Raw genomic sequence first — 16,308 nt, 5'->3', positions numbered from 1 at the left:
AGACTCGGGTAGGTCACCTGCTTGATGTGGATGTGTACCGGCCGGGAACCCAAAGCGAAGCGATGTCCGAAGTTCCGCTACCCGCATCGTGGCGCGAGCCAAGCCCCGCATACGCCAGGCCTACCGACTTGGGCAAGCGCGGCCAACTGCGTTCGTCAGACGCCACCAGCCGATGCTCCGCCGCCTGCGCGGGATGCACGAGTTGACATCCCGCTGCGAGGCGGCGGAGGCCCGGTTGTCGGAAGACCCGGCCGAGGTCGGCTGCCCGAAGGTCAGAGGCGCCGCAGCACCGCGACGACCTTGCCCAGGATTGCTGCGTCGTCGCCGAGGATCGGCTCGTAGGCCGTGTTGTGCGGCAACAGCCATACGTGGTCATCGGTTCGCTTGAAAGTCTTCACGGTCGCTTCGCCGTCGATCATCGCGGCAACGACGTCGCCGTTGTCCGCATCGGGCTGCTGGCGAACCGCCACCCAGTCACCGTCGGTGATGGCGAGGTCCACCATCGAGTCGCCGACCACCTTGAGCAGGAAGAGGGTGCCGTCGCCGACGATCTCCTTCGGCAGCGGGAAGACGTCCTCGATGGACTCCTCGGCCAGGATCGGGCCGCCGGCCGCGATCCGGCCCACCACCGGCACGTAGGCGGGCTTGGCCTGTCCGGCTAGCTCCGGCGAGTCCGGCTCGCCGCCGACGAGCACGCCGACGGTGCGTGGTCGGTGCGGATCCCGGCGCAGGTAGCCCTTCCGCTCCAGCACGCGGAGCTGGTAGGCCACCGACGATGTCGAGGTGAGCCCGACGGCATCGCCGATCTCGCGAACGCTGGGCGGATAGCCGTGCTCGCGCATCCACTTCCGAATGGCCTCCAGAACCTTGACCTGGCGGTCGCTGAGCTCGTCGGCCCCGCTGGCCTGGTCGGGCAGGTTGTGCACGTCGGCCGGGGAGTCGTCCTTGACGTCCTGTACGCGGCCCTTGATCGAGCCGGTCGCATTACTCGCCACCGCTGCCTCCTGTCCGTGTGAACTGCGGTGCTGATCGCGGGGGAGTTCGGTCCGCCCGATTTCCACAGTAGACGGGAGAAACCCAGAGATCAAACACCTGTTCGAGTTAATTTCAGGCCTCAAGTCTCGCCCTACGGTGTGCTCCTGGTACACAATCGCACGCAGGTTCGATCGAACATCTATTCGATCATGGTTTCCGGTGTGGGAGGCATCATGACCACGTACATCGATGCGACGAGACGAGCACGTCCTGCCGAGCGGGAGGTCGTCGAGCGGAGGCGAGTGGGCGATGCGGTCCTGGTGTCACGGCCGCGCGACGACGCCCAGCGTGTTCCCGGTCGTGTCATCTTCCGCGCGACCGGCGCATCCGCCGCGGGATCGGTCGCCGCTTGCGACCGGGCTCGCCGGCGGGGCGAGTGGCTCTGGCTGACCTCGGTGGCGATCTTCACTTTCCTCATTGTCATGCTGGTGGGGCTCTTCGGGCTCGGGGACGCGCCGGTGACGGGTGGTACCGCAGTCGTGGAAGTGCACGCCGGTGACACTTTGTGGCGGATCGCGGACCGGGTGGCGCCGGACCGCGACCCGCGCGCCGTGGTCGCGAAGATCATCGAGCTCAACGATTTGGATGCGGCCGCTGTGGAGGCCGGTCGGCTGCTGAGGGTTCCGGTCGGCAACTGATTCGCGCGACGGTGTTCGGCTGGGGATCGCCGGTGGATCGGCGGCGGGCGGCGCCGATCCTGGCCGGCCGGTGGTCGTCCGGCGGCTCGCGTCCGGTGGTTTCGGTGGCGACCTCGGTGTTTTCCGCCGGCTGGGCCGATCGGCGGCGACCGGTCAGGCCGAAGGGGCGTGCCGAGTTTGCTTCGCGGTAGGCCGAGGTTTAGAGTCGACCACAACATCTAGTAGTTACGTCCGTGTATTTAGTCCACAGGTTGGGCTTGTAGGGTGCTCACGCACGTACGGACGGTGAGTTGGGCGCTGGTTGCCGGAGGGCGACCGCGACCAAACTGGGGAAGGGGGGTGAGGGCCGGTGCGGTGCCCGTTCTGCCGCGGCGAGGACTCCCGGGTCGTCGATTCGCGCGAGGTCGAGGAAGGCCAGGCGATCCGGCGCAGGCGATCGTGCTCGACGTGCGGTCGGCGGTTCACGACCATCGAGGAGCTCGTGCTCTCGGTGGTCAAGCGTTCCGGCGTTACCGAGCCCTTCAGCCGCGAGAAGGTGGTGCGCGGCGTGCGCCGCGCCTGTCAGGGGCGCCCGGTGGAAGAGGACGCGCTGCAGCAACTCGCGCACCAGGTGGAGGACACGGTCCGGTCCCTCGGGGTTTCCGAGCTGCCCAGCCACGAGGTGGGGCTGGCCATCCTCGGGCCACTGCGGGAGTTGGACGAGGTCGCCTACCTGCGCTTCGCGAGCGTGTACCGGGCGTACTCCTCGGTGGAGGACTTCGAGAAGGAGATCACCGACCTCCGCGCGGCGCGGCGCGCCGCGCAGGCCGGTGCGGAGCAGAACGCGGAGAGCGGCCGTGAGTAAGCCGCGTCGGCGCACGCCCCGCCGCGGGGGCGGAAACGCAAGGCGTCAGCGGACGGCCCCCGGTGGGGCTTCGCTGAACATTGAGGCACGACCGAACCGGACGGGGAGACCGGACGGGGCCGACGAAGCACGACCAGCGAGCGATAAGGAAGAGGGTCAGGTCATGACAGAGACCGTCGGTAGCCCGGCCGGCGCATCGGGGGAGCCGGAAGCAGGTGCCCGCGAGGGCATCCGGGTGCAGCGCGTCTACACCACGGAGGGGGTGCATCCCTACGACGAGGTCAAGTGGGAGCGCCGCGATGTGGTGATGACCAACTGGCGGGACGGGTCGGTCAACTTCGAACAGCGCGGGGTGGAGTTCCCCGACTTCTGGTCGCTGAACGCCGTCAACATCGTCACCAGCAAGTACTTCCGCGGCGCGGTGGGCAGCGACACCCGTGAGAGCAGCCTCCGGCAGCTCATCGATCGCGTCGCGCTGACCTACGTCGCAGCGGGCGTCGAGCACGGCTACTTCGCGACCGATGCCGACGCCGAGATCTTCGAGCACGAGCTGACCTGGATGCTGCTGCACCAGGTGTTCAGCTTCAACTCGCCGGTGTGGTTCAACGTCGGCACCAGCTCCCGGCAGCAGGTGTCGGCCTGCTTCATCCTGTCGGTCGATGACACGATGGAGTCGATCCTCGACTGGTACAAGGAAGAGGGCCTGATCTTCAAGGGCGGTTCCGGGGCCGGGCTGAACCTGTCCCGCATCCGCTCCTCGCGAGAACTGCTGTCCTCCGGCGGCACCGCGTCCGGTCCGGTGTCGTTCATGCGTGGCGCCGACGCGTCCGCGGGCACCATCAAGTCCGGCGGTGCGACCCGCCGCGCGGCGAAGATGGTGGTGCTCGACGTCGACCACCCGGACATCGAGGAGTTCATCGACACCAAGGCGCGCGAGGAGCACAAGATCCGCGCGCTGCGCGACGCCGGCTTTGACATGGACCTCGGCGGTGCCGACTCCAACTCGGTGCAGTACCAGAACGCCAACAACTCCGTGCGCGTCTCCGACGAGTTCATGCGCGCGGTGGAGAGTAACGGCCGGTTCGGGCTGCGGGCCCGGATGACCGGCGATGTGCTGGACACGGTGCAGGCCCGCGACCTGTTCCGCAAGATGGCGAAGGCTGCCTGGGAGTGCGCCGACCCGGGCATCCAGTACGACGACACGATCAACGACTGGCATACCTCGCCGGAGACGGGCCGGATCACCGCGTCCAACCCGTGCTCGGAGTACATGCACCTGGACAACTCCAGCTGCAACCTGGCCTCGCTGAACCTGCTGAAGTTCCTGCGCGATGACCTGACCTTCAACGCCGAGGTGTTCGAGAAGGCCGTCGAGTTCGTCATCACCGCGATGGACATCTCGATCTGCTTCGCGGACTTCCCGACCGAGGCGATCGGCGACACCACCCGGAAGTTCCGGCAGCTGGGTATCGGCTACGCCAACCTGGGCGCGCTGCTGATGGCGACTGGCCACGCCTACGACTCCGACGGCGGCCGGGCGCTGGCGGCGGCGATCACCTCCCTGATGACCGGTACCGCCTACAAGCGGTCGGCGGAGTTGGCCGGCGTGGTCGGCCCGTACGACGGGTACGCCCGCAACGCCGAGGCCCACCGCCGCGTGATGCGCAAGCACGCGGCGGCTAACGACCTGGTCCGCACTTACCACCGCAACGACGCCTCCGTGCACAAGCTGGCGACGAAGGTGTGGCAGGAAGGCCTGGAGATCGGTGCCCGCAACGGCTGGCGCAACGCGCAGGCTTCGGTGCTGGCCCCGACCGGGACCATCGGTCTGATGATGGACTGCGACACGACCGGCATCGAGCCGGACCTGGCGCTGGTCAAGTTCAAGAAGCTGGTCGGCGGCGGCTCCATGCAGATCGTCAACCAGACGGTGCCGCGCGCGCTGCATGCGCTGGGCTACCAGGAAGAGCAGATCGAGGCGATCGTCGAATACATCGCCGAGAACGGCCACGTGGTCGACGCACCTGGCCTGCGGCACGAGCACTACGAGGTCTTCGACTGCGCGATGGGCGATCGCTCGATCGCGCCGATGGGCCATGTGCGGATGATGGCTGCGGTGCAGTCGTTCATCTCAGGCGCGATCTCCAAGACGGTGAACATGCCGGAGTCGGCGACCGTCGAAGAGGTCGAGCAGCTCTACTTCGAGGGCTGGAAGCTGGGTCTGAAGGCGCTGGCGATCTACCGCGACAACTGCAAGGTCGGCCAGCCGCTGTCGGCGGGCAGGGGCGACAAGGGCGAGTCGGAGAAGGCGGTCGAGAAGCAGATCGAGTACCGCCCGGTCCGCAAGCGCCTGCCGAAGAAGCGGCCGAGCCAGACGGTGTCCTTCACCGTCGGTGGCGCGGAGGGCTACCTACACGCCGGTTCGTACCCGGACGACGGGCTGGGCGAGATCTTTGTCAAGCTGGGCAAGCAGGGTTCGACGCTGGCCGGTGTCATGGACGCCTTCTCGATGTCGATCTCGGTGGGTCTGCAGTACGGGATCCCGCTGGAGTTCTACGTCTCGAAGTTCCAGAACCTGCGCTTCGAACCGGCCGGGATGACCGATGACCCGGATATCCGGATGGCGAGCAGCGTGCTGGACTACCTGTTCCGCCGACTCGCACTGGACTACCTGCCCTACGAGAAGCGTGCCCAGCTGGGCGTCTTCACCGTCGACGAGCGGGAGGCGCAGGTCAACGGCACCGATGTGGTGCCGGCCGAGCAGAGCTCGGATGTCGACCTGGACACGATGCGTTCCACTGTGGACTACTCGAAGAAGTTCGAGCAGCCGAAGGCAGAGGAGCAGCGCGTGGGCAGCTCGACCGAGCTGCTGGAACTGCGCCTCGGCAAGGCCGCGGACGCGCCGCTGTGCATGACCTGCGGCACCAAGATGCGCCCGTCGGGTTCCTGCTACCTGTGCGAGGGCTGCGGCTCCACCTCTGGCTGCAGCTGATTCTCAGCGGAATTGCATCCGATGCAGCATTGAGCATGGTTCGCGCAAGCGGATGACCTGCACGTCAGAGTGGGGGTCGGCCTTCGGGTCGGCTCCCACTCTGCGTCTGCTGCCTTGGGAAGATTCCAGTGTCGATTGGACAGCGGGAGAAAGCCTCGTTCGCCAGCCATTCCACGCAGATCGCGCGGACGAACACCAGCCACGCGTGCAGCGCTGCCGACGCGACCTCGCTACGCAGACCGTCGAGTTCGGACGAATTGAGGATGCGCTGCCGGAGCTGTCCCATTTCGTCGGAGATGATCGCCTGGATCACCGGGTCGCACGACGACGTCCTGTTCGCGGCCAGCACGGTCTGCCGGTTCACGAACGAAGTAATCGATGTGCGCGTCCAGGCCCGCCGACACCGTTGCGACCATCGGCTCGGGGGATCGATCTTCGCCACCTCCGGCAGTTCGCCGGCCACGCGCGGGAGGATCGCGGCGAACACGTCGCGAGTTGTGCGCCGATTTCGAGCAGCTCGTTGCGATGGTGGTCCGGTGGCAGTCGTCGACGTGCTCCAGGAAGCGCGTTTCTAACGTACCCAGCGGTTCAGCGAAGATGTCCGTACTGCCGGTTCAGGTCTTCGGCCGCGTCCGGGCTTTCTTCGCTGTCGGTGAAGGCGGATGCCCACGGCATGGCGCAGGGAGAATTGTGGTCGGGGTCCGGGCAGATGACGCGGGTGAGCTCGTTGCGGAGGGTGTCCATCTGCGGCCGGGGGGTGAGCACGCCGACCCGGATCTGGTGGATGTCGCGGGATCCGGGGTCGGCTTCGGGATGCCCGTACCGCCACTGCTGGGGGAGGTCCGCGTAGAACTCGGCGAGCGGCATGGGTGCCGAGTTCTCCTGCCCCGCAACGGAGAGCTGGTACGGCACTGCGCGGCTGTCCAGCAGTTGGGTCCATTCCCCGGTGAGCCGCGTGACGTCTTCCTCGGTCGCGTAGAAGCCGATTTGGATTTCGAAGAGGCGTTCAGGCGGCACGGGTTCTCCAGTTCGGGTGGCGGATGGAGCAGCGGACCAGACGGTAGTCCCCGGCAAGGCGTGACCGCTGGTCTTTTTGCGGTTCGGGCTCTCCGGCGGCGCATCCGGGCACGCAGGCGGTGCTGCGACAATGGCTGGCTGTCGGCGACCCGGGCGGATCGCCGACGAGCTCCGGCGCAGCGCCGGAGCTGAGTCTCGCGGAAACGGCATAGCGCAGCGCCGTGAGCGGAAATGGCGACCGTTGCCGCTCACTGCGTCGATGGGCGGCGGAGCTAGACTTCGCGGCGTGATGACACCCGTTCATGCTGCTGTGGTCGGTTAGTCAAGGACTCCGGCCCCACCGGTTGATCAATGCTGCCCGCGACCATTTCTCCGGTTCGCCGGGCCGTTCGCCGTTTGCTGGGGCGCAGATCGTCCACTTCCCACCTTGCGCAGGTCGGCCCGGCTGCAGGAGCGGAGCGGTTCATGAACTTTTCCGACGACAATGCTGCCTGCCCGCAGCAAAAAGGTGTGCTTCGGTGGCTCTCAGCGAACGGTTCCCGGCCGCCGGCTCGTATCGTCGACGCGGATGACCGGATGTCCGCGAACGAGGCGTACGAGCTCGTATCGCGTGGAACCGGTTTGCTGTGGCGCGGAGATTTCCACAACGCGCGCCAACTGCTCAGCGCGGTTTCGCGCCGTATCCGGCGGACAAGGACACACGGCCTGTCCGTCTCCGAGGCGTTCCACGCGCATCGGCGGGAGCAATCGCGTCGAGCCCGCACGCTGGCACTGGTCCTGGTCCGCCTCGACCCCGGTCATGTGCTGCCGCTTCGGCGCGCACCTGACGTTCGGTTGGCGTGCCACGAGGTCTACGGGCAGGCCAACGTCCCGTACGTGGTTCCGTTGCGGGAACTGTTCGGCGTGATCGGCGCGCACGAATGGCGCAAGAAGGGCATCTCGATCCCGGCTCTCGGCGCGCGCATCCACGCCCACTACGGGGTTTTCGCCCCAACTCGAGGTGAGTACGTGGATCTGATCGCCGAAACCCCGCTGCCGTCGGTGGAACTCGCCTTCGACATCGGCACCGGGACCGGTGTGCTGGCGGCCGTTCTCACCCGGCGCGGCGTTGCGCGCGTCGTGGCCACCGACAGTTCGGCACGAGCGATCCGATGCGCCGAGGAAAACGTCCGGAACCTGGGGCTCGCCGGGCGGATCGACCTGGTGCAGGCTGATCTCTTCCCGTCTGGGCGCGCGCAACTGGTCGTGTGCAACCCGCCGTGGCTTCCGGCGCAGCCCCACTCGCTGCTGGACCACGCCGTCTACGACCCGGACAGCCGGATGCTCCGGGATTTCCTCGCCGGATTGCCCGAGCACCTCCGACCGGGTGGGGAGGCTTGGCTGATCCTGTCGGATCTCGCGGAGCGCCTCGGGCTGCGCAGCCGAACCGAACTGCTGGCCGCGATCAGCGGGGCCGGGCTCCGCGTCGTCGGGCGGTCGGACGTTCGGCCCAGCCATCCGAGAGCCTCGGACCCCACCGACCCGTTGCACACCGCCCGCTCCGCCGAGGTCACGTCCCTGTGGCGGCTCGCGTCGATCGGGGATCGCGCCACCCGGACGTAGCCTCGGGGAAGAAGTCGGAGGAGGCGGTGTGGTCATGCGCAGAACCACAGCTGCCGTCGGCAGCGCGGTGTTCTTCGTCCTGGGGCCGGGAACCGTCACGGTTCTCGTCCCCAGGCCGCTAACGGGATGGCAGTGGCGCCAGCTGCCGTACTGGCTGCCCGTCCGCGTGCTGGGCGCGCTGCTGATCATCCTCGTGCGGTGCCGGGAAGAACCGGTGCTCGTCTGCCGGTTCGGAGCGGAGTACGAACGGTACCGCCGCGCGGTGCCAGCGTGGGTGCCGCGACTGCGGCCGTGGCACCCGCCGGGTGAATGATCGTCACACCGGGCGGCTCCATCTCGTCCCGTCGACGACAAGACCGCAGGGAGGGCGAACGAATGCAGAAGCCGATCTTGGTGACAGGCGGGACAGGCACGTTGGGCAAGGCCGTGCTGCGCAGGTTGCTCGACGCCGGGCACGACGTGCGCGTGCTGAGCCGGCGCCCGCGGCCAGCGGACGTTCCGCACGGGTGGGCGACCGGGGATCTGCGCACGGGCGAGGGCATCGCTGCGGCGACGTCCGATGTGGACGCGATCGTGCATTGCGCCACCACGCTGGGGCGAAAGGACGTGGCGGCTACCCAATGCCTGATCGACGCCGCCCGACGCAACGGCGATCCGCACCTGGTCTACATCTCGATCGTGGGTGTGGACCAGGTGCCGCTGTTCTACTACCGCGCCAAATTCGCCGCAGAGCAGCGCGTGGCGGACTCCGGGTTGCCGTGGACGATCCTCCGGACGACGCAGTTTCACGACCTGGTCGCCCGCATGACCTCGGTGCAGCGGAGGTCCCCGGTGATCGGGGCCCTCGCCGGGGTGGATTTCCAGCCCATCGACGTCCGCGACGTCGCGGACCGCCTGGCCGGACTCGCGGTCGGAGAGCCGGCCGGTCGGATCCCGGACATGGGTGGGCCGGAGATCCGTAGCCATCGAGATCTGGCTCGCGCCTGTCTTGATTCGACCGGACACCGCAGAGTTCTGCTGCCGGTCCGGCTACCGGGTGCGGCGTTCGCCGGCTTCCGCCGCGGCGGCCACCTGGCTCCGGACCAGGCGGTCGGCCGGATCACGTTTGACGAGTTCCTGGCCGAGCGGAAGGCGTGATGATGCGCGCCGCCCTGCGCTCAGGGTTGTTCTTCCTGACGTTCGTGCACGTCGCGGTGGGTTCCTGGACGCTGTTCTTCCCACGTTCGTTCTACGGCGGAATTCCGACGGTGGACGACTATCCGCCGTTCAACGTAGAGCACCGCCAGCATGGCAAGGTTCATGGCACCGTAATCGTCGAATAGGTGCTCGCCGCGGTCTTCCTGGAACGAACCTTGGTCTACGTCGCGTTGACGTCGAACCCTGTTTGGGCGGTTCCGCACCTGTTTTCCACGCCGCGCACCCGCCGCGCACAGCGGCGTCGATGCTGGTGACGGCGCTGATCGTGACCGCGGCGATCCCGTTGGTGCTGCTGTTGCTCACCCGCGGCGCTTTGCCAACAGGTGAGCGGCGACAGCCGTCGCCCCGGTGACTGCGAACACCGACGGCCAGGCACCGATCTTCTTGGCCAGCGGGTGCGAGCCGGTCAGCGCCGCAGCATAGGTGGCACCCAGCGCGAGGGCCGGGGCAACACCCGTCCGGCGGCGGCATGCCTCCATCGCGCCGAGCCCGGCACCCGCGGCCACCACTCCGCCCCAGTGCCGGTGCTTGGTCGCGCGGGCGACCGCGAAGCCGCCGATCAATCCGGCCGAGGCCAGCAGGCTGGACGGAATGGACATGCTCGCTCCTCGCGGGTTCGATGCCGAATACCTGCTCCGACTCTACTGCGCGACGAGCGGAGATTTCTCGCGTAAACCCGCCGAAGCGGTGATTGACTTCGCGTTCCGCGCTAAGAAAAGTGCTGGTGTCGATTTCCCTTCGGCTTCAGGAGACGTGCATGCGTCGCGTTCGGTTGGGTTTGCTGGCGGCGGTTTGCGTCCTACCTCTCACCGGGTTGCCGGCGATCGCCGAATCACCGCGGGGCCCGGTGTTCCAGGACGGCGAGGCACAACCGGTGTTCGACCCGGCGCAGGTGGTGCGCGAGGACCTGTTCGTGACCGCGCCGGTGGACAGCGACCGGGATGGCCAGGACGACCTGGTGCACGTCCAGGTGTTGCGACCGAAGGAGACCGAGCAGGGTCTGCGGGTGCCGGTCGTCTACCAGGCCAGCCCTTACTTCTCCGGCGGGAACGATGTCCCCAACCACAACGTCGACACCGAACTGTACGTCCCCGAGCGGCCGGGCAACCGGACCATCCGCACCGCCCAGGGCGACGAGCTTATTTCGGCGGCCGCCGAAATAAGCTGGGCGTACGAGGAATACCTGCTGGCCAGGGGATACGCGGTGGTGTACGGCGAATCGCTGGGCACCGGTCAGTCCACCGGCTGCCCGACCACCGGGGCCGAGAACGAGGCGATCGGCGCCAAGTCGGTGGTGGACTGGCTGAACTCCCGCGCGCCCGGCCACGACGCGTCCGGCGCGCCGGTCGACGCGGGCTGGGCGACCGGCAAGGTCGGCATGATTGGGGTGTCCTACAACGGCACCCTTTCCAACGCGGTGGCCAGCACGGGAGTCGAAGGACTTGAGGCGATCGTGCCGATCGGGGCGATCTCGAACTGGTACGACTATTACCGCTCCGACGGGGCGGTCGTGGCGCCCGGCGGCTACCAGGGCGAAGACGCCGACGTGCTGGCCAAGTACGTGCACACCCGAGCGGATCGCGAGCCGTGCCGAGCGGTGATCGACCAGCTCACCGCGGACCAGGACCGGATCACCGGCGACTTCAGCAGGTTCTGGGACGAGCGGAACTACCTCAACGACGTCGACAAGGTCCACACCGCGGTGCTTTCCGTGCACGGGCTCAACGACTGGAACGTCAAGACCAGGCAGGCCGCGCAGTGGTATGCAGCGCTGCGGGAACACGACGTGCCGCACAAGATCTGGTGGCACCAGTGGGGGCACACCGATCCTCTCCGGCTGCGGGAGCAGGAATGGCTTCGCACGCTGAACCGGTGGTTCACCCGGTACCTGTACGACGTGCCCAACGGCGTCGAGGGCGAGCCGAGGGCCACCTTGCAGCGAGAGGACGGCAACTGGACCGAGGAAGCCGAGTGGCCGGCGCCGGAGGCGCGTGCGGTGACGTTGCGGCCCACAGCAGGCGGTGCAGAGCGGGGCGGGCTCACCGAAGCGCGGGTTTCCGGCCGGGTGGTGGAGGCGCTTCGCGACGACGCGGGCCAGTTGGCGGACGACCTTGCGGCGGCGCCGAGTTCGCCGAACCGGCTCGCCTACTTCAGCGACCCGCTGGCGGCTCCGGCCCGGGTCAGCGGGGCGGTTCGGGCTCAGTTGGCGCTGACCTTCGACCGACCTGCCGCCAACGTGACGGCGCTGCTGGTGGACCAGGCGCCGGACGGCGCGGTCTCGGTGATCACCCGGGGGTGGGCGGACCCGCAGAACCGGCACGCGATCGATCGGACGTCGTCGATCGAACCCGGAAAGAACTACTCGATCGACGTGGCGATGCAGCCGGATGACTTCGTGTTCGCGCCGGGGCACCGGCTCGGGATCGTCGTGCTGTCCAGCGATCACGACTTCACGGTGCGCCCGAAGCCGGGAACCGGGCTGGAACTCGATCTGTCCCGCACGCGGATCCAGCTGCCGCTTGTCGGGTCCATCGGGTGAGGACCGCTCGGAAAGCGGCTTGCATTGCAGCCCGCTGCGGGAATGCCCGAGTCCTGCAGCGAGTGCGAGCCGAGTGCCGCAAGCATACGGTTGTTGCCTCTTGAGAGGCCGGAATACTCCAGGGCAATTGCGACGAGGATTCGCATTGAGTCATGGAAACTGAGCGTAAGCGTCGACAGAGTGACGCAAATGACCCGGCTGATCGTCACTCCATAGTGGATTTTGCGGCCGTGCTCGGCTGAGTTGTCCACAGCGGACTGATCTGTCAACAGATTCCGGAAAAGGCCTTTCGCCGGGCCGTTTCGGCGTCGATCGTTTGCGGCATGACAACGCGACTCAACACCACCATTTCGCTCACCGAACCCGCCGACCTGCTCGCCGCCGTGCCGCACATGCTCGGGTTCCACCCGACGCACTCGCTCGTCGTGCTCACCCTGCACGATCTTGCGGCCACGCCGACATTCGGCGTCACGTTGCGCACCGACCTGCCCTGCCCGATGCGGGTCTGCGCCTTCGGTGAGCAACTTGTTGCCGGCCCGCTGGGCCGGCAACAAGCCGAAGCCATCATCCTGGTCGTCGTCGGCGAGAAACCGAACGTCGCTGCCTGCGGCGACGCCTGCGCCGGCCGCTGCCGAGATTCCTCCACCGCGGACGGTGGAGATACCGGACCACCGCACGTCGACCTGATCGAAGTGGTCTCCGACGCGTTCCACCGCGCCGGGGTCGTGACCGCCCACGCTTTGTGGGTGCCGGAGATCCGAGCCGGTGCCGAGTGGGCGTGCTACGCGGACCCGGACTGCTCCGGCGTGGTCGCCGACCCGAAGGGCTCGACGGTCGCTGCGGCAATGGCCGCGGCGGGGGCGGTGACCTTCGGCAGTCGGGAGGAGCTGCGGGCGCTCGTCGCACCCGAGTCGGCCGAGACCGTGTCGCGCTGGTCGGCGAAGCTCGACCTGCTGACCGAGGAACGCGATGACGGCTACGACCCGGGAAAGGTAGCCCGCGACCTGCGGGCCGTGTTCGCCGCCATTCAACGCGTCGGCACCGGCGCCGCGTTGACCGAGGACGACCTTCTGCGCGTACTGCTCGCGGTGTCCGACACCAGGGTGCGCGACATTGCCCTGGGCACCGCCTTGGGCGATACGGCCAGGGCAGCCGAAGAACTCTGGCTGACCCTGGTCCGCAAGGCTCCCGACCCGGAAATGCCCGAGGTCGCCGCGCTGCTGGCGTTCTCCGCTTACCTGCGGGGCGAAGGGGCGCTGGCCGGTGCCGCGCTGGAGCGGATCGAGCGCGCCCGCCCCGACCACCGGCTCGGGCTCCTGCTCCAACAAGCCATCGAAGCCGGCATCTCACCGGCCGACCTTGCGGTCATCGCCCGCGATGCCGCCGAAGACGCCCGGATCATGCTCGAAGAGGACGGAGCCTGGTGATGAATCACGACGAGACGAGCGAGAACGAAATGCCTTGGCGGCGTTCAGGATTCCTGGCGCAGCCGGGTGAACTCCCAAGCGTCCCGAACGATCACTTCGAGGTCGGCGCGCTGCGGAGTCCAGCCCAGTTCCTCCCGCGCGCGCAGGCTCGACGCCACCAGCGTCGCCGGGTCACCGGCCCGGCGCGGCGCCACCTTCGCCGGGATCGGGTGGCCGGTCACCTTGCGGCAGGTGTCGATCACCTGCTTGACCGAGAATCCCGTGCCGTTGCCGAGGTTGTAGATCCGGTGCTGGCCCGGGGCAGCGCTTTCCAGCGCCAGCAGGTGGGCGTCGGCGAGGTCGGTGACGTGGATGTAGTCGCGGATGCAGGTGCCGTCGGTGGTGGGCCAGTCCTCGCCGAAGATCTGCACCTGCGCCCGTTGGCCGAGGGCGACTTGCAGAACGATCGGGATCAGGTGCGTCTCGACCGTGTGCCGCTCGCCGAATGCCCCGTGTGCGCCGGCGACGTTGAAGTACCGCAGGCTGACCGCGCCGATGCCGTGGGCGTCGGCGTACGAGGTGATCGCGTGGTCGATCGCCAGCTTCGTCGCGCCGTAGGTGTTCGTCGGGCGGGTCGCGGTGTCCTCCGTGATCGGTGCGACCTCCGGCTCGCCGTAGGTCGCGGCGGTGGAGGAGAACACGAGCCGCGGCGTGCCGTGCTCGCGCATCGCGTCCAGCAGCCGCAGCGAGGTGACCACGTTGCCCTGCCAGTACTTCTGCGGATCCTGCATGGATTCGCCGACCAGCGACTTGGCCGCGAAGTGCAGCACACCGTCGAACGGCTCCGTGAGCAGCTCGCTCGCCGCCGTCGCGATGTCGGCCTCGACGAACTTGCAGCCGACCGGGACGGCGTCGGCGTGCCCGGTGGACAGGTCGTCGACCACGACGACCTCGTGGCCGACTTCCACCAGGCGTGCTGCGCACACGCTTCCGACGTAGCCTGCACCGCCTGTGACGAGGAGCTTCACCTGCGAACTGCCTTCCGTGGGAGATCTTCTTCGGGGGTCGTCAACCGCCCGTCGGCAGCGGGTGCCCGGTGTTCGGTGACCCGGTGGTCACCGATCCCGCCCCGCACCCGCGGAGGGTACCGCTGTGAAGGAACGAGGTGCCGCGAGGTGCCGACGGTCGAATGCGTTCCGGATGGCGCCCTCGATTCCGGGCCGGTCGTCGACCGGCACGAGGGCGATCGCGGAGCCCCCGAAGCCGCCGCCGATCATCCGGGCGCCCAGTGCGCCGGCTGCCAGCGCGCTGTCCACCGCGAGGTCCAGTTCGGGGCTGGAAACCCGGTAGTCGTCGCGGAGGCTGGCGTGCGAAGCGTTCAGCAACGGGCCAATCTCGGCGTACCGCCCGGCGCGGAGTTCGTCCACAGTGGTCAGCACACGGTCGTTCTCGGTGACCACGTGCCGCAAAAGTGGCCGGAGTTCTTCCGGAAGCTTCGGCAGGGTCGCCGCGAGATCGCCGATGGCCACGTCGCGAAGTGCTTTGAGCTCCAGCAGCTCCGCCGCGCGCTCGCAGCCCTGCCGCCGCTGTCCGTAACCGGACTCGCCGTGCGAGTGCTTCACGCGGGTGTCGATCACCAAAAGCTCCAGTCCCACACCGCGGGGGTCGAACGGGATCTGCTCGGAGTCGCCGGACCGGACGTCGAAGAACAGCGCGTGCTCCGCGGTGCAGGCCAGCGACGCGGTCTGGTCGAGCAAGCCGGTCGGCGCCCCGGCGAAGTCGTTCTCCGCCCGCTGTACCAGGCGCGCGATGTCGCTCAGGCTCGGCGCGTTTGGCTCGCCCGGCGCTTGGTGCGCGGTGTCGAGCAGTGCCAGCGCCACCGCGCATTCCAGGGCGTGGGAGGACGACAGGCCGGCGCCGGTCGGCACTTCGCCGACGACGACCAGTTCGGCGCCTTCGAGCGGGAACCCGGCATCGCGCAGGGCCCACGCGACACCGGCCGGGTAGGCGACCCAACCGGTTGGATTGCCGGGCCGCAGCTCGTCGATAGCTACGGCGGATGCGCGGTGCAGCCGGCCGTCGCTGCCGAGGGTGGCGACGGACAGGAGCCGGTCGGGACGGGGACGGACCGCGACGGCCGTGCGATGCGGCAGGGCGAAGGGGAGCACGAACCCGTCGTTGTAGTCGGTGTGTTCCCCAATCAGGTTCACCCGGCCAGGGGCGGACCAGACCGCGCTCGGCGCGCCGCCGTGCTCGTCGGCGAACAACGCCGCCGCGCGGTCCGCCGGGTTCACTTGGCGCGCACCATGACCGCGTGCGCGATGCTGACCGGCAGCTCGGTGCTGCCGTTCTCGCCGCGGACCTCGATAGGCTTGTTCGGCCCGACCACGGACAAGATCTCGACCTCGTTGCCCGGCACGACGCCGACTTCCTTCAACTCGGTCATCAGGTCGGGGTCGAGCTGGACGTGCTCAGCGATGCGGCGGATGACGGCGCGCCCCCCGCCGTTGCGGGCAATCTCGTCGACCCGTTGCAGGTCGCCGTCGGCCGGCGCCTGGATCTGGTCGACGCCGAGCTCGTCGAGACCCGGGATCGGGTTGCCGTAGGGCGAGGTCGTGGGACCACCGAGCAGCTTGACGAGCTTGCGCTCGACGGCTTCGCTCATAACGTGCTCCCAGCGGCACGCTTCATTGTGGACGTGCTCCCATTCGAGGCCGATCACGTCGACGAGAAGCCGTTCGGCGAGGCGGTGCTTGCGCATCACGCTGATCGCGCGGGCGCGACCGGCCTTGGTGAGCTCGAGGTGCCGGTCCTCGGCGACGGTCAGTAACCCGTCGCGTTCCATGCGGGCGACCGTCTGGCTCACCGTGGGGCCGCTCTGCTCCAACCGTTCGGCGATTCGGGCCCGGAGCGGAACCACGCCCTCTTCTTCGAGGTCGTAGATGGTGCGGAGGTACATCTCAGTGGTATCGATGAGATCGTTCACGTCGGCTCCCCATTCAGTCCCAACCACGATGCTAGTCGCACCGGGCGACAAC

The 16,308-nt window shown here is 68.2% G+C and carries 16 protein-coding genes; 9 read left to right on the top strand and 7 right to left on the bottom strand.

Annotation, left to right across the window (positions count from 1 at the left end; translation table 11 throughout):
• Positions 1–272: 272 nt before the first annotated feature.
• Positions 273–995 (bottom strand): transcriptional repressor LexA, encoded by a 723-nt coding sequence (lexA, locus tag SSPN_RS0112685; RefSeq protein WP_010695210.1) that lies wholly within the window; start codon positions 993–995, stop codon positions 273–275.
• Positions 996–1,208: 213 nt separating this feature from the next.
• On the opposite strand from lexA, the gene SSPN_RS59635 reads away from it, so the two are divergent.
• From SSPN_RS59635 to SSPN_RS0112665, 3 genes are all read left to right on the top strand, one after another.
• Complete coding sequence (locus SSPN_RS59635; RefSeq protein ID WP_237710531.1) at positions 1,209–1,673, top strand: LysM peptidoglycan-binding domain-containing protein; 465 nt, start codon at positions 1,209–1,211, stop codon at positions 1,671–1,673.
• Between the two features lie 349 nt (positions 1,674–2,022).
• Entirely contained in the window at positions 2,023–2,517 is a 495-nt protein-coding gene (nrdR, locus tag SSPN_RS0112670; protein WP_010695206.1) for a transcriptional regulator NrdR, read from the top strand.
• Positions 2,518–2,680: 163 nt separating this feature from the next.
• A complete protein-coding gene (locus SSPN_RS0112665; RefSeq protein ID WP_010695205.1) occupies positions 2,681–5,509 on the top strand; it encodes a vitamin B12-dependent ribonucleotide reductase in 2,829 nt (942 codons plus the stop codon).
• A gap of 64 nt (positions 5,510–5,573) precedes the next feature.
• Here SSPN_RS0112665 and SSPN_RS59630 read toward each other — a convergent pair whose 3' ends face one another.
• Together SSPN_RS59630 and SSPN_RS43610 are read right to left on the bottom strand one after the other, a co-directional pair.
• Positions 5,574–5,873 carry a hypothetical protein gene (locus SSPN_RS59630; protein ID WP_143539513.1) on the bottom strand — a complete coding sequence of 100 codons (300 nt, stop codon included), beginning with the start codon at positions 5,871–5,873 and terminating at the stop codon, positions 5,574–5,576.
• A gap of 224 nt (positions 5,874–6,097) precedes the next feature.
• Positions 6,098–6,526: a hypothetical protein gene (locus tag SSPN_RS43610; protein WP_010695203.1), complete on the bottom strand. Its 429-nt coding sequence runs from the start codon at positions 6,524–6,526 to the stop codon at positions 6,098–6,100.
• 465 nt (positions 6,527–6,991) lie between these two features.
• Here SSPN_RS43610 and SSPN_RS0112650 point away from each other — a divergent pair, with 465 nt between their 5' ends.
• The 4 genes from SSPN_RS0112650 (at position 6,992) to SSPN_RS50895 (ending at position 9,450) form a co-directional block, all read left to right on the top strand.
• Positions 6,992–8,128 carry a methyltransferase gene (locus SSPN_RS0112650; RefSeq protein WP_010695202.1) on the top strand — a complete coding sequence of 379 codons (1,137 nt, stop codon included), beginning with the start codon at positions 6,992–6,994 and terminating at the stop codon, positions 8,126–8,128.
• Positions 8,129–8,162: 34 nt separating this feature from the next.
• On the top strand, positions 8,163–8,441 hold the full coding sequence (locus SSPN_RS0112645; protein WP_083821882.1) for a hypothetical protein: 279 nt from the start codon (positions 8,163–8,165) through the stop codon (positions 8,439–8,441).
• Positions 8,442–8,503: 62 nt separating this feature from the next.
• Complete coding sequence (locus SSPN_RS0112640; RefSeq protein ID WP_010695197.1) at positions 8,504–9,265, top strand: SDR family oxidoreductase; 762 nt, start codon at positions 8,504–8,506, stop codon at positions 9,263–9,265.
• Positions 9,265–9,450: a hypothetical protein gene (locus SSPN_RS50895; RefSeq protein ID WP_049887592.1), complete on the top strand. Its 186-nt coding sequence runs from the start codon at positions 9,265–9,267 to the stop codon at positions 9,448–9,450. Before SSPN_RS0112640 ends, SSPN_RS50895 begins: the two co-directional genes overlap by 1 nt.
• A 174-nt stretch (positions 9,451–9,624) precedes the next feature.
• Here SSPN_RS50895 and SSPN_RS0112630 read toward each other — a convergent pair whose 3' ends face one another.
• A complete protein-coding gene (locus SSPN_RS0112630; RefSeq protein ID WP_010695191.1) occupies positions 9,625–9,924 on the bottom strand; it encodes a hypothetical protein in 300 nt (99 codons plus the stop codon).
• A gap of 158 nt (positions 9,925–10,082) precedes the next feature.
• On the opposite strand from SSPN_RS0112630, the gene SSPN_RS0112625 reads away from it, so the two are divergent.
• On the top strand, positions 10,083–11,864 hold the full coding sequence (locus SSPN_RS0112625; RefSeq protein WP_010695188.1) for a Xaa-Pro dipeptidyl-peptidase: 1,782 nt from the start codon (positions 10,083–10,085) through the stop codon (positions 11,862–11,864).
• Between the two features lie 323 nt (positions 11,865–12,187).
• Positions 12,188–13,291: a DUF4192 domain-containing protein gene (locus SSPN_RS0112620; protein WP_010695186.1), complete on the top strand. Its 1,104-nt coding sequence runs from the start codon at positions 12,188–12,190 to the stop codon at positions 13,289–13,291.
• Between the two features lie 44 nt (positions 13,292–13,335).
• Here the strand turns inward: SSPN_RS0112620 and galE are convergent, their stop codons facing one another.
• From galE to SSPN_RS0112605, 3 genes are all read right to left on the bottom strand, one after another.
• Positions 13,336–14,298, bottom strand: coding sequence for a UDP-glucose 4-epimerase GalE (gene galE / locus SSPN_RS0112615; protein WP_010695184.1), 963 nt, complete (start codon positions 14,296–14,298; stop codon positions 13,336–13,338).
• Positions 14,299–14,385: 87 nt separating this feature from the next.
• Positions 14,386–15,564: a galactokinase gene (gene galK / locus SSPN_RS0112610; RefSeq protein WP_010695182.1), complete on the bottom strand. Its 1,179-nt coding sequence runs from the start codon at positions 15,562–15,564 to the stop codon at positions 14,386–14,388.
• The gene (locus SSPN_RS0112605) at positions 15,561–16,256 is read right to left on the bottom strand and encodes an iron-dependent transcriptional repressor DtxR (protein WP_010695180.1); all 696 of its coding nucleotides are present in this window, start codon (positions 16,254–16,256) and stop codon (positions 15,561–15,563) included. The genes galK and SSPN_RS0112605 overlap by 4 nt, the downstream gene beginning before the upstream one ends.
• Positions 16,257–16,308 lie beyond the last annotated feature (52 nt).

This window comes from Saccharopolyspora spinosa NRRL 18395, assembly GCF_000194155.1.
GTDB lineage: Bacteria > Actinomycetota > Actinomycetes > Mycobacteriales > Pseudonocardiaceae > Saccharopolyspora > Saccharopolyspora spinosa.
Note: the sequence above shows the minus strand (reverse complement) of the source record. Positions and strands in the feature narration are given on the sequence as shown.